Origin of the sequence: Tunicatimonas sp. (genome assembly GCF_049647865.1) — a bacterium.
In the GTDB taxonomy this organism is placed as follows: Bacteria; Bacteroidota; Bacteroidia; order Cytophagales; family Cyclobacteriaceae; genus Tunicatimonas.
The window spans coordinates 1-12,787 of the sequence record NZ_JBARYM010000079.1 but is presented as its reverse complement, the minus strand read 5'-3'; the positions used below and the strand labels follow the sequence as shown (position 1 = coordinate 12,787).

At 44.6% G+C, this 12,787-nt stretch carries 13 protein-coding genes; 9 read left to right on the top strand and 4 right to left on the bottom strand.

Annotation, left to right across the window (positions count from 1 at the left end):
• The 6 genes from WBA23_RS02835 to WBA23_RS02810 form a co-directional block, all read left to right on the top strand.
• A partial coding sequence (locus WBA23_RS02835; protein ID WP_424580734.1) for a PIN domain-containing protein occupies window positions 1–124 on the top strand: 124 nt, incomplete at its 5' end.
• A gap of 183 nt (window positions 125–307) precedes the next feature.
• Window positions 308–529, top strand: coding sequence for a DUF433 domain-containing protein (locus tag WBA23_RS02830; RefSeq protein ID WP_424580733.1), 222 nt, complete (start codon window positions 308–310; stop codon window positions 527–529).
• On the top strand, window positions 526–870 hold the full coding sequence (locus tag WBA23_RS02825; RefSeq protein ID WP_424580732.1) for a DUF5615 family PIN-like protein: 345 nt from the start codon (window positions 526–528) through the stop codon (window positions 868–870). The genes WBA23_RS02830 and WBA23_RS02825 overlap by 4 nt, the downstream gene beginning before the upstream one ends.
• Before the next feature lie 247 nt (window positions 871–1,117).
• A complete protein-coding gene (locus WBA23_RS02820) occupies window positions 1,118–1,267 on the top strand; it encodes a UPF0175 family protein (RefSeq protein ID WP_424580731.1) in 150 nt (49 codons plus the stop codon).
• A gap of 237 nt (window positions 1,268–1,504) precedes the next feature.
• The gene (locus tag WBA23_RS02815; RefSeq protein ID WP_424580730.1) at window positions 1,505–1,693 is read left to right on the top strand and encodes a DUF3368 domain-containing protein; all 189 of its coding nucleotides are present in this window, start codon (window positions 1,505–1,507) and stop codon (window positions 1,691–1,693) included.
• 574 nt (window positions 1,694–2,267) lie between these two features.
• Complete coding sequence (locus WBA23_RS02810; RefSeq protein ID WP_424580729.1) at window positions 2,268–4,532, top strand: TonB-dependent receptor; 2,265 nt, start codon at window positions 2,268–2,270, stop codon at window positions 4,530–4,532.
• 61 nt (window positions 4,533–4,593) lie between these two features.
• On the opposite strand, the gene zwf is transcribed toward WBA23_RS02810, so the two are convergent.
• The 4 genes from zwf to tkt form a co-directional block, all read right to left on the bottom strand.
• Window positions 4,594–6,903, bottom strand: coding sequence for a glucose-6-phosphate dehydrogenase (zwf, locus tag WBA23_RS02805; RefSeq protein WP_424580728.1), 2,310 nt, complete (start codon window positions 6,901–6,903; stop codon window positions 4,594–4,596).
• Window positions 6,904–7,032: 129 nt separating this feature from the next.
• Entirely contained in the window at window positions 7,033–8,442 is a 1,410-nt protein-coding gene (gene gndA / locus WBA23_RS02800; RefSeq protein ID WP_424580727.1) for an NADP-dependent phosphogluconate dehydrogenase, read from the bottom strand.
• Window positions 8,443–8,511: 69 nt separating this feature from the next.
• Window positions 8,512–8,967 (bottom strand): RpiB/LacA/LacB family sugar-phosphate isomerase, encoded by a 456-nt coding sequence (locus tag WBA23_RS02795; RefSeq protein WP_424580726.1) that lies wholly within the window; start codon window positions 8,965–8,967, stop codon window positions 8,512–8,514.
• A 75-nt stretch (window positions 8,968–9,042) separates the two neighbouring features.
• Entirely contained in the window at window positions 9,043–11,058 is a 2,016-nt protein-coding gene (tkt, locus tag WBA23_RS02790; protein ID WP_424580725.1) for a transketolase, read from the bottom strand.
• Window positions 11,059–11,261: 203 nt separating this feature from the next.
• Here tkt and WBA23_RS02785 point away from each other — a divergent pair, with 203 nt between their 5' ends.
• The 3 genes from WBA23_RS02785 to WBA23_RS02775 all read left to right on the top strand — a co-directional run.
• On the top strand, window positions 11,262–11,930 hold the full coding sequence (locus WBA23_RS02785; protein ID WP_424580724.1) for a peptidoglycan DD-metalloendopeptidase family protein: 669 nt from the start codon (window positions 11,262–11,264) through the stop codon (window positions 11,928–11,930).
• Window positions 11,931–11,976: 46 nt separating this feature from the next.
• On the top strand, window positions 11,977–12,495 hold the full coding sequence (locus tag WBA23_RS02780) for a J domain-containing protein (RefSeq protein ID WP_424580723.1): 519 nt from the start codon (window positions 11,977–11,979) through the stop codon (window positions 12,493–12,495).
• A 58-nt stretch (window positions 12,496–12,553) separates the two neighbouring features.
• Window positions 12,554–12,787, top strand: a 234-nt coding sequence (locus WBA23_RS02775) for a deoxynucleoside kinase (RefSeq protein ID WP_424580722.1), incomplete at its 3' end; no start/stop codon positions are given.

Genomic DNA, 12,787 nt, shown 5'->3' with positions numbered 1-12,787 from the left:
ATTTCATCATCGTGATCCATTTGACAGATTGATTATTGCCCAAGCCAAGAGTGAAGGGTTAACCTTAATATCTAAGGATGGAAAATTTGGAGACTATAACATTAATCTGCTTTGGAAGGAATGAAAGCCAGTGCCCAACAAAGTGCATAAGTGAGCCTAGCATACGTTAGCTTGAATGTTTGTTTCTCTAAGCAAGCTGATATAAATGCGTAAGTGAAAAATCAAACAAGTCGGCCCACATATGCACCGGCCGTTATGGGGCATATAAATAAGAAAAAGTCTAGCTGAATTTATGTATATTTGACTTATGAATTATCAGGAATATATAGAAATACGACCCGATAAGCGATTTGGAAAACCTTGCATCAAAGGAACCAGAATATCTGTTTATGACGTACTGAATTGGCTTTCAAATGGCATGAGCAAGCAAGAAATCATGGAAGATTTTGAAGAGCTCACAGAAGAAATGATCAATGCCTGTTTGGCTTTTGCAGCCGATAAGGAACATAAATTGAGGATCGCTTCTTGAGTCTGCTATTTGACCAGAATATCTCACCTAAAATTGTCAGACAAGTTGAATCAGATTTTCCAGATTCAAAACAGGTACGACATGTAGGATTAGAAGATGCCTCAGATGTGATGATTTTTGACTATGCTAAAAGTCATGGATATGCTGTGGTGACATTTGATGCCGATTTTGTGGATTTGAATGTGGTGAGAGGAATTCCACCTAAGATTATCTGGTTGAAGACCGGAAATTTGACAACCAAATCAATTTCAGAGTTACTGAAGAACAATATCTCAGCGATTCATGACTTTTTGGAGTCCGACGATGAAGAGATTCTAGAAATAATAAGAAACGCCCCATAACACAGGGCAAGCAGCATAGCTGGCTGAAATGCGAACCGAGGCATTAAAGCAAACAAACAGCATTCATGCTAACCGAAAGAAAGACGCGCCAAAGCCGCCACGCTGCCTGCCCAAACCGTTTGCGCTATGTTAAAAAAACAGAAGAAATATAAAAGACGTATTTTAGATAAGAAACAAATAGAAAAGTTAAGCTATGAAAACTTTGACCATAGAATTACCAGATGAAGCAGATGAAAAGGACGCTTAAATGACTGTTGCTTCAGCCTTATTCGACAAAGGGATTTTAAGCTCAGGACAAGCAGCAAAATTCGTAGGAATCAGCAAAAGAGAATTTTTGGAAACGGTTGGCCAATATGGTGTCTCTATCTTTGGTGAAACTAAGAATGATTTGCAATAGGATTGATGAACATTGTAGTAATTTCTGATACAAGCTGTTTAATTGTTTAAGATCGCATTAGCCAACTTGATCTTCTTCAAGAACTATTTCAACAAATCGCAACCACCCAAGTAGTTCAAGAAAAATTTAGATTAGAAAAGAGTTGCCGGAATGGATTCAAATTGTTGAAGTACAAAATCAAGACAAGACCAGGAATTAGAAGCTGTACTGGATAAAGGAGAAGCTAGCGCCATCGCATTGGCACTAGAAACTGAGAAAAGTCAACTGATCATTGATGAGAAGAAAGGTAGGAAAGTTGCTCAAAATTTGAAGATTGACATCATTGGCACTTTGAAGGTGATTCAAATGGCTAAACAAAAAGGAATTGTTCAATCTGCTCAACCAGTGATTGAGGATTTACAAAAAGCTGGATTTAGATTTTCTTAAAAGATAGTGAATATATTACTAAACGATGAATGAAACCAAGCACTAACAAATAGCAAACACTACGGCTAGCAAATGAATAAATATTGCATCAATGCCAATAAGCACCTAAAACAAAACTCGGAAGAAAATAGCATTAAAGCCGACGCAGCACCTGCACTAACCGTTACTATCAATTCGCATTCTCGATCTGTTCTGAACTTATAGATCAAATTGATAATCTTGAGCGTGTAAGCTCCGCTATTCCATCGTTCATAAACCACTCGGCTATCTGTCCTAGATAGATGAACAATCAGAACCGAAAAAGAAAAAAAACTGCGTAAATTTCTCAAACTTACTATTGATTCTTACTCTCTTCTAATAGCTTATTCCATAATAGAAGCTAATTCTATCACTCCCCCCAACTATCGCTAAGTTATCCCCAGAAACATATCTAAACTAAGTAGCTAGAGAACCATTTAATTTAAGTTTAGGTTTTTAATAGAGTAAAATTTAGATTAGTCTAAAAATTTATCTTTATTTGGAAAAATTTTTTACAATAGTCATGCATAGTAAGCAGTTTTTAGTATCAGTTTGGATGCTACTAGTCCTATCCCCAGCCTTGGCTCAGGTTCAGTTGCAGGGTACGGTGGGTAGTGCTGAAAATCCATTGAGTTACGCCAACGTTGCCATTGAAGGTAGTAGCGAGGGAACATATACTGACGATGAAGGAAAATTTCTGTTAGAAACTACGCTTACGGGCGAACAGAAGCTCGTTATCTCCGCAGTTGGTTATCGTACCCAAACGAAGGTTATTGACTTAAATAATATAACTAATAAAACCCTAAACTTGGGAAGTATATCACTAATTGAAGATGCCCTGGGGCTGGAAGAAGTGGTAGTAACTGGTACGATGAAAGAGACGTTCGTAAGTTCTTCTCCGGTGAAAATTGACGTTGTGACTTCGCGTTATCTGGAACAAACTATCGCTCCTACCAATATTGTAGAAGGGATTTCGCTGGTCAATGGGGTGCAGGAGGTAGTTGCCTGTGGGGTTTGCTTCACCAATAGCATCAGTATCAACGGTTTGCCCGGTCCCTACACCGCCATACTGATGGATGGCACCCCGATGTACGGCAATCTAGCCTCGGTTTACGGCCTCAATGGTATTCCTACCCAGATCATTGATCGCTTTGAGGTAATCAAAGGGCCGAGTTCTACCCTTTACGGATCGGAGGCGGTAGCCGGAGTTATCAATATTATTACGAAAGACCCTGCTCGGCAGCCGCTGCTTTCGGTAGATTTAATGGGAACCTCTCATTTAGAATCGTTCGGTAATATTGCTTTGGCTCCGCAGATAGGTTCCTGGAGCGGTTACGTCGGACTGAACTACGCCTACATCAACGACTTTGACGATGATAATCAGGATGGATTTGGCGATAACATCAACCTCGACCGCATTTCGCTATTTACCAAATGGTCGCATCAGCGGGAAGACCGAAAGAAAACCACGATTTCGGCTAAGTACTTCTACGAGGACCGTCGTAATGGAGTAGCGGCCTACCTGAAAGATCGGGCGTACCGAACTTTGCGGGGCAGCAATGAAATTTACGGGGAAAGTATTTTCACCAATCGCTTAGAGCTGTTTGGCACCTATGAGTTACCCACTTCTAGCTACTTTAAACTAGACTACTCCTTTAGCCATCATCAGCAAGATAGCTACTACGGCTCTGACTTCTATCAAGCCGATCAGACCATCGGATTCACCAACTTTATCTGGAATCCCGCTACCGAAAGCCACGATATAGTGGTAGGAGCTACCGCTCGTTACCAATCATACGATGATAATACCATTGCTACTGAGGCGGCGGCAAACGGGGAGGTTGAGAACCAACCCGATCATCAGTTTATTCCGGGAGTGTTTGTGCAAGATGAATGGGATATTACGAAACGATTCACCGTATTGGCAGGGTCTCGACTGGATTTTTACGAAAACCACGGAGCCATTTTCTCACCTCGACTAAACGCTAAATACAAACCGGGAGAGTGGACTACCTTTCGGGCTAATTTAGGAACCGGTTTCCGGCTGGTGAACCTGTTTACGGAAGATCATGCTTTCGTTACCGGGCAACGTATGGTAGAAATTCTGGAAGATTTGCAACCGGAGCGGTCGTACAATGCCGCTGTAAATCTTAACCACGTTTATACGTTAGGAAATAGTCAGGGAATGCTCGATGTGGATGTGTTTTATACCTACTTTACCAATAAGATTATTCCGGACTACGATACACCTGGTAAGATACTGTACGCGAATACCGATGGCTTTGCGATTACGAAGGGAGTTGGGGTCAGCGTAAATCATCAGTTTCAGTTTCCACTATCGTTCAATATTGGGGTGAACTTTCAGGATGTAACCGAAACGGAACCAAATAACGAAGGTGTCAATAAAACCCGCTCCGTAGAATTTGCCTCGCGTTGGAGTAGCGTATCTACCGCCAGTTACCACTGGAAGAAACCGGATATCACGTTTGCTTACACTTTACGTATGACTGGACCGATGGCTTTGCCGGAGGTGTTTGATCTAGATAAAGATGGCCAACCGATGCTAACTTCCCGCCCGGTTGAATCTACTATGTTCAGCTTTCACAATCTCCAGATTACTAAGCAGTTCAGTCCCGCTTTCCAGTTGTACGGCGGAGTTCAGAATCTATTCAACTACCGACAAGAAATTTCACCTCTGGTAGGTTTCAATGATCCTAATGCGGTACCCGGATTTAGTAGCTACTTCGACACTTCTTACGCCTTTTCTCCTCTGCACGGCCGGGAGGTTTACCTAGGCTTCCGCTGGAATTTAGCAAGATAAGGATTGTATGACTGAAGAATTGAATAAGATATTCCTATCCTGTACTTCAATTCTTCAGCTCTTAATCTGTCTGTTCCGACTTGGATTCAGATAAAGCACTAGTAGCTTCATTATCCACAAACCAGTGAACATCTCCGTGAGTGGGGCGAATCAACTGAGCAGGATACTGATTGGGTTCGTACGGTCCTTCCAGTACATGCTTTAGGGCATCTGCTTTTCCTTCGCCGTAGGCAATAAAAGCTATACTGTGGGCCTGATTTACCAATTGAGGCGTAAGCGTAATACGGTAGCTATCCAGTTTCGGGACAAAAACTTCCTTCACCCAAGTCATTTCCTTCTGAGAAATGGATACGCCAGGAAATACCGACAGCGTATGACCATCGCCACCCATACCCAACCAAACCAAGTCAAACCGAGGTGAACGACCCTGGAAGAAACGCTGAAGCACTTCTTCGTACTGCAAGGCAGCAACATCAGCTCGTAAATTGCCCTGTATCGGAAATATTTGATCTTCAGGAATAGGTACATGGCGCAGTAGAGCGTCCATCGCCATACCAGCGTTACTATCGGCGTGGTCGATTGACACCGCTCGCTCGTCGCCCCAGAAAGCATACACATTCTTCCAAGGAACCTTTGATGATAGTGGCTCTTTAGCCAGTAGCTCGTACATAGCTTTGGAAGAACTGCCTCCCGACAAACAAACCGTGAAGCGTCCGTATTTTTCTACAGCCTCTTGCGCTTTAGTAGCAAATAATTCAGCCGCGCAGTAGCTAAGGTCATCTACTTCGTTGTAAGTATGAAGATTGATTACCCCGGCTTTTGATTCGTTGTGTTTATCTTCAATAACGGTTTCCAGTACATTTCGAGCCGGAGGGTTGAACCAGCGGTGACCATTTTGGGCAAGTAATTTATCCGCCGCTTTAGGTCCCCAGCTTCCAGCATCGTAGCTGGGGTAATCGTTGATCGGTTCATTCTCCCAAGCTTCCAAGATAGGCATAACTACTTCCCAAGCGGCCTCCACCTGATCGGCCCGCATAAAGAGCGCGGCGTTCCCGGCGATAGCATCCAGTAGTAATGTTTCGTAAGCCTCAGGTGTTGGTGCATCATAAGCTTCATCGTAGTCGAAGATCATCTCTACTGGATTAACGATTTGGCTCACTCCGGGTCGCTTAGCCTGAAAGCGAATCTTCATCCCCATTTCGGGCTGGATATTGATCACAATCCGGTTCGGGTCCTGATTGATCCTCCCGTTACTTACAAAGGCGCGGTGCGGAGCTGATTTCAGCTGAATAGTAATTGCGGTAGTTTTATCGGCCATCCGTTTTCCGGTACGCACATAGAAGGGAACATCTTGCCAGCGCCAGTTATCGATATAAAATTTAGCGGCGGCGTAAGTTTCAGTATTGGAATCTTCGGCCACGCCCTCAGCATCGCGATAGCCAATCACTTCTTCGCCCTTAATCCAGCCAGGACCATACTGCCCGCGTACTGCGTGTTCTTTTACTTCGTCAGGGCTATACTTTCGCATAGCGCGAATCACTTCGGCCTTTTTGTTCCTAATCTCATCGGCATTCAGCGAGATTGGAGGCTCCATGGAGATCATCGCTACCAGTTGCAACACATGATTTTGAACCATATCGCGCAATGCGCCGGAACCTTCGTAGTAACCACCTCGAGTTCCTACGCCCACCGTTTCCGATACGGTAATCTGCACATGGTCAATATAGTTCCGGTTCCAGATAGGCTCAAATAGCGCATTCGTAAACCGGAAGGTTAATATGTTTTGAACCGTCTCTTTTCCTAGGTAGTGATCAATCCGATAGATTTGTTGCTCTTTGAATATCTTGGTAAGCAGTCGGTTCAGTGAATGAGCGGTCTTCAGATCATGTCCGAAAGGCTTTTCTACCACAATCCGAGTACGATTGGGGTCATTGCACGCTTCAGCTCGCCCCAAATTAATAGCGATTGGCTCAAATAGCGAGGGCGACACCGAAAGGTAGAACAACCGGTTAGGTTCTTTAGCTCCCCACTCTTCTTCCTTTTGCTTTACTAAGCCGACAATTTCTTTGTACGATTCCAAATCTTTTACATTAGAAACGTGATAAGAAATATGTTCACGAAATTCTTCCCAACTACCGTTCTCGGCCTTACGCCGGGAGAAATCGTTTACTCCTTCTTCCAGCATCTCGCGAAATTCTTCGTCGGAAAACTCGGTTCTTCCCAACCCAATAATATGAAACTGCTCCGGCAAATACCGATCAATATACAGATTATACAGCGCGGGAATCAGTTTTCGCTTATTAAGATCGCCACTGCCTCCGAAGATGACAATGGTGGTAGGGTTTATATTTTGATAGTCCACAGAGTTCATGTTTTGGGAGTTAGGGGTTAGTTTTTGGGACTTGGGAGGTAGAGATTAGAGGTTAGATATATTCACACTTACTATCTATGTGTAATAGCACTTCTAAACCCTAATACCTAATCCCCAAAAGCCACTTTGTTATTCATTCCAATTAGTATGGAAGCTGCCAGACTCGTCGGTGCGTTCGTAAGTGTGGGCACCGAAGTAATCGCGCTGGGCTTGGGTTAGGTTAGACGGTAAGCGCTCACTTCGGTACGCATCGAAATAGGTAAGCGCAGAAGCCATCGCGGGTACCGGAATACCTTGTTCTACGCCTAGCTGAACTACTTTACGAGCTGAGGAGTGGCGTTCCTTCAAGATCTTAGCGAGTGCTTCATCCAAAATCAGATTAGGTAGATCGGGCCGTTGGCGATACGCTTTCATAATATCCTCTAAAAAGGTCGCCCGGATTATGCAGCCTCCGCGCCAGATACGCGCTACATCTTCCAGATTAATGCCGTAGTCAAATTCTTCCGAAGCCGCTTCTAGTAGAGCCAATCCTTGAGCATAAGTAGTAGCAATAGCGAAGTATAGCGCGTGTTCCAGTTCTTCTTCGGTGTTTAGCCGATCTTCGGCCACGTCCAGATCACCTAAGTCCAGATCTTTACAAGCTTCGACTCGCTGCTGCTTCAGGGCTGACAGAAATCGCATGGTTACCGATACATCAATTGTAGGGATTGGAATGCCCAGATCCATCGCCACTTGGGAAGTCCACTTACCGGTACCCTTTTGCTTAGCCTTATCTAAGATTTTATCCACCAGCAGTCCATCGCCCTTTTCATCGGGTTGCTTAAAGATATTAGCGGTGATCTCTATTAAAAATGACTGAAGCTCCCCTTCATTCCATTTAGCAAACAGTCGCTGAATATCGTCGTTACCTAGCTTCATGCCGCGCTTCATAAAGTCGTACACTTCGGCAGTGAGCTGCATAATGCCGTACTCAATACCATTATGCACCATTTTCACGAAGTGCCCCGCAGACTTACTTCCGAGATAAGTAACGCAAGGCTCATCGTTCACTTTGGCCGCCGCTGCTTCCATCATAGGCCGAACGATTTCGTAGGCTTCTTTACTGCCTCCGGGCATCAGACTAGGGCCATGTCGGGCTCCTTCCTCGCCCCCAGATACACCGATGCCGATGTATCGCAAGTTTTCTTTTTCTAGCTTCTCGGTTCGGCGATCAGTATCCTTGAAATAAGAGTTACCGCCGTCAATTAAAATATCGCCAGGCTCCAAGTGCGGCATTAGCTCCTCAATTACCGCATCCACAATGGGACCCGCCGGAACCAGCATCATAATTTTACGAGGTGTAGCTAGCCGAGATAAAAATTCATCGATGGTCGTGACACCGTCTATTCGGCCTTCACTAGCGTCATTTAGGGCTTTAGCTTTTTCAGCATCTTTATCGTAACCCACCGCGGTAAAACCACTGTCGGCGACGTTCATTAGGAAATTACTGCCCATTACACCTAGGCCGACCATTCCAAATTCACATTGTTCGTGTTCCATAATTAGTTTAATGATTGATGATGAATGAGTAATGAATAATGACTGGTATTAATCATCATTCATTAGTCACTACTCATTATTATTTTCAAGTGCGAGTACTTTATTGAGACGACGCACGTGGCGTTCTTCTCCAGAGAATTTAGCGTTCAGAAAGGCTTTAGTCATTTCTTTGATTAGCTCTTCACCAAATACCCGGGCCCCGAAGCAGATGATATTCATATCGTCGTGTTCTACTCCCTGTCGGGCCGAGTAGGTATCACAGATGAGCGCGGCGCGCACTCCGTCAATTTTGTTAGCCGCAATAGAGGCTCCCACCCCACTGCCGCAGATCGCGATACCTCGCTCTACCTCTCCACTGGCTACTGCTCGAGCAATTCGTTCGGCAAAATCCGGATAATCGTCCAGCGCATCGTACTCCTTGGCACCATAATCTACTAGCGAGATTCCCTCGAGCGTATGAATAAATTCTTTCAGCTTTTCTTTGGCGTGGAATCCACCGTGGTCGGCAGCAATACCTAGTTTCATAGTTTAGGGGTTAGGTTTGGGTATCTGTTGAGACGCAAGATTTTGCGTCTCAACAAGATTTTTCGTCTCAACGGATTATACGTTAGCCGTTTCCACCAATTGCTTGGCGTGCTTTACTACGTTTTCGGTAGTGAAGCCAAACTCTTCCATCAGCTTTTTACCGGGAGCAGACTCACCGTAGGTATCAATACCAATGGCCACACCTTCGTCGGTAATGTACTTGTGCCAGCCCATCGTAATCCCAGCTTCAATAGAGATTCGTTTACGCACTTCTTTGGGGAATACACTTTCTTTGTAAGAAGCATCCTGCTTCTCAAATAGCTCCCAACTCGGCATACTCACCACCCGGGCGTGAATACCTTCACTGGCCAACTTTTCCTGTGCTTCCAATGCTAGGTGCACTTCAGAGCCACTGGCCATTAAAATCAATTGAGGCGTATCGTCCGAATCTTTGAGGATGTAAGCACCCTTTTCTAAGCTTTGGGGTCCTTCACAGTGCTCGTAATTGATCACCGGAATTCCTTGACGGGTCAGTATAATCGCTACGGGGCCGTCTTTATGTTCAATCGCTACTCGCCAAGCGTGGGCGGTTTCGTTGGCATCGCCCGGACGAATATTGACCAAATTAGGAATAGCGCGCATAGACGATAAGTGTTCTATCGGTTGGTGGGTAGTTCCGTCTTCGCCTAGCCCAATACTATCGTGGGTGTAGATAAATATTGAGCGAAGCTTCATAATTCCGGCTAAGCGCAATGTAGGTCGCATATAATCGGTAAAGATGAAGAAAGTTGACCCGAAGGCGATGGTTCCTTCAGTAAGGGTCAGTCCGTTTACAATGGCACCCATCGCATGCTCTCGGATACCAAAATGAATGTTTTGCCCGCCGTAGTTGCCCGGTTCAAAGCTACCTGATTCTTCTACTTCGGTTTTGGTAGATTCTACCAAGTCAGCCGCTCCTCCTATCATTAAAGGAAAGTGCTTCGCAATGGCGTTCATCACCTTTTTACCCGCATTTCGGGTAGCAATGCTTCCTTCTTCGGGTTTAAATACCGGCAAGTCATCTTGCCATCCCGAAGGATATTGTTCTTTGGTGAAGTTCAGGTACTCTTTCGCTAAATCACCGTGTTCAGATTTATACGATTCAAAGAGCTTCTGCCATTTCTCTTCTTTTTCTTGCCGTTCTTTCACCGCTTGCTTATAGAAGTCGTACACCTCTTCCGGTACGTGGAATTTTTTATCGGGGTCCCACCCTAAGTTTTTCTTGGTAGCCGCTACTTCATCATCGCCTAAGGGAGCACCATGGGCTCCTGAGGTATTAATTTTGTTCGGACTTCCGTAGGCAATAATCGTTTTCACCCGAATGAGTGAAGGCTGATCTTCTACCGCTTCGGCAGTACGAATGGCTTGCTCCAGCGCATCCAAGTCGTTCACATCTTCTACCGTTTGCGTATGCCAACCGAACGAGCGGAACCGCGCTTCTACATCTTCGGTAAAGGTAATGCTAGTCGTCCCGTCAATAGTGATGTTGTTATCATCGTAGAGATAGATCATATTACCTAGCTTCAGGTGACCAGCTAGAGAACCCGCTTCGGAAGAGATGCCCTCCATTAAATCACCATCACTACAAATTGCGTAGGTCTTATAATTAAAGATGTCTTTCCCCTCCTTATTGTAGCGAGCCGCTAAAAACTTTTGACCAATAGCAAATCCAACCCCATTCGCAAATCCTTGCCCTAATGGCCCAGTAGTTACTTCTATACCAGGGGTCAAGTGATACTCCGGGTGCCCCGCCGTTTTGCTTTCCCACTGCCGAAAGTTTTTTAGATCATCTATTGTTAGGTCGTATCCGGTTAGATGCAGAATGCTGTACTGAAGGATACAAGCGTGTCCGGCCGAGAGGATAAACCGATCCCGATTAGGCCAGCTTTCATCCTGGGGGTTGTAATTCATTATGCGCGACCAGAGTACATGAGCAATGGGGGCTAAACTCATAGCCGTACCCGGATGGCCGGAGTTCGCTTTTTGAACCGAATCCATAGAAAGGGTTCGGATAGTATTGATGCATAAGGTTTCTAATTCGTGTTGGTCCATTTAGTTAGATAGTTTGTCGTAAAAAAATTAGGTTAAACTTAAAATTTTAATTTTCAAAAAAAAGTAAGGCAGTCAACGTTTGTTCTATTATTGCGAGTTTTTATTATGTAAGGGACAAGAAGCTACTAAAGCCTGCGTTTCTGGATAAACTTAGAGATAAGTTTACGGCGAGAATAGATGAATGATTTGGTTCTAGTATTAGCATGAAAAAAAGTATTGAGCAGTGTTTAAAAGTATGTAACGGTCAGATCGGTCAGGTGTTTCCTAACTTTGCTGCTTCTAAGCTACAATCTCTGGATTTGAGTCTAAATAATCCCAAGTTGACATCAGAAATTGTATCAGATACAGCTCGTTTTAGTGAAACTATCGATTCATTGCTATTGGGTAGACCAGGTATTGGAGGGTTTCTGGAACATCGCTCACTTTACCAGCGTAGCCCTCAGTATTGGGGGGAAGAACCGCGCTGTATTCATTTGGGAGTAGATATCTGGACGGCAGCTTACACTCAGGTATACACTCCTTGGCCGGGTAAGGTACATAGCTTCCGGGATAACCGAGGCTACGGAGACTACGGACCAACCATCATTTTGAAACATATCATCGAAGGAATGGTCTTTTTTACGCTTTACGGTCATTTGAGCCGACGCTCATTAAATAACCTTCGATTTGGGCAAACTATTGATAAGAATCAGCCAGTGGGCGAGCTAGGCGATTTCCCTGAGAACGGCGACTGGCCACCCCATTTACACTTTCAGGTGATGACTGATTTACTGGGTAACGTAGGCGACTTTCCCGGCGTGGTAACACAAGCTGAACAAGATTTTTACGAAACTATTTGTATTGATCCCCAACTTCTGCTTACTTTTAAGTAGCTAAAACAGTTGTCTTCTCGATTTTTTAATTGCTGAGCAACCGATTATGGATGAGTATTACTACACCCTGGGACTTTCACCGGGAGCAACTGTTACAGATGTTAAAAAGGCATTCCGCGCTCTAGCGCTTCAGTATCACCCGGATGTTAATTCCAGCCAGGAAGCTCACCATAGATTTCGGCAGATAGCTACTGCTTACGAACTTCTACTGGTCCACCACAAGCAAAAGTTAGCCCAAGCATACACGCAAGCTAGCATTCAGTATCAGGCCCGTTTTGAGCAAATTTATCATCATCGGCCAACCCCTCCACCCAGACCGGCATACGAAGCTCCAGTTACTCCAGCTACTTCAGTTTCGTTAACTCACCAAATAACTTTCCTACTGCTAAACCTGCTCTCTTGTGGGGTTAGCTTATTTTTTGTGGGCTTACCCGTGCTGGTAGCCTACCTGATGATGCAAAAAGGCCTGAGTGGATGGGAAGGAGCTATCGTCGCTCCGCTCTCATTTGCCGGAATGCTAATTATCTACCGCACTGTTCGCTACCGTGGTCACGCTTTTGAGTAAAGGCTCATGCGTTAGTGCTACCGTCAAAACCTCTGAGTAAACTATTGGTTATATTTCTGTGATTATCGCAGTATCCGGAAATATTGGAGCAGGAAAAACCACCTTAGTTAATCGATTAGCTAAACACTTCAAGGCTAAAGCTGAATTGGAAGCCGTTCGGGACAATCCGTACTTGAATGATTTCTACGAAGACATGTCCCGCTGGGCATTTCCACTACAGATATACTTCCTAAGTCATCGGTTTGAACAGGGAGTACGGATCGCTTCTTCTGACGAATCTGTTATTCTTGAT

Bases quoted from the DNA above. Each gene is read 5' to 3' on its own strand.
- WBA23_RS02830 (WP_424580733.1), top strand. From the start codon at position 308: ATGAATTATCAGGAATATATAGAAATACGACCCGATAAGCGATTTGGA.
- WBA23_RS02820 (WP_424580731.1), top strand. From the start codon at position 1,118: ATGACTGTTGCTTCAGCCTTATTCGACAAAGGGATTTTAAGCTCAGGA.
- WBA23_RS02810 (WP_424580729.1), top strand. From the start codon at position 2,268: ATGCTACTAGTCCTATCCCCAGCCTTGGCTCAGGTTCAGTTGCAGGGT.
- zwf (WP_424580728.1), bottom strand. From the start codon at position 6,903: ATGAACTCTGTGGACTATCAAAATATAAACCCTACCACCATTGTCATC.
- gndA (WP_424580727.1), bottom strand. From the start codon at position 8,442: ATGGAACACGAACAATGTGAATTTGGAATGGTCGGCCTAGGTGTAATG.
- WBA23_RS02795 (WP_424580726.1), bottom strand. From the start codon at position 8,967: ATGAAACTAGGTATTGCTGCCGACCACGGTGGATTCCACGCCAAAGAA.
- tkt (WP_424580725.1), bottom strand. From the start codon at position 11,058: ATGGACCAACACGAATTAGAAACCTTATGCATCAATACTATCCGAACC.
- WBA23_RS02785 (WP_424580724.1), top strand. From the start codon at position 11,262: ATGAAAAAAAGTATTGAGCAGTGTTTAAAAGTATGTAACGGTCAGATC.
- WBA23_RS02780 (WP_424580723.1), top strand. From the start codon at position 11,977: ATGGATGAGTATTACTACACCCTGGGACTTTCACCGGGAGCAACTGTT.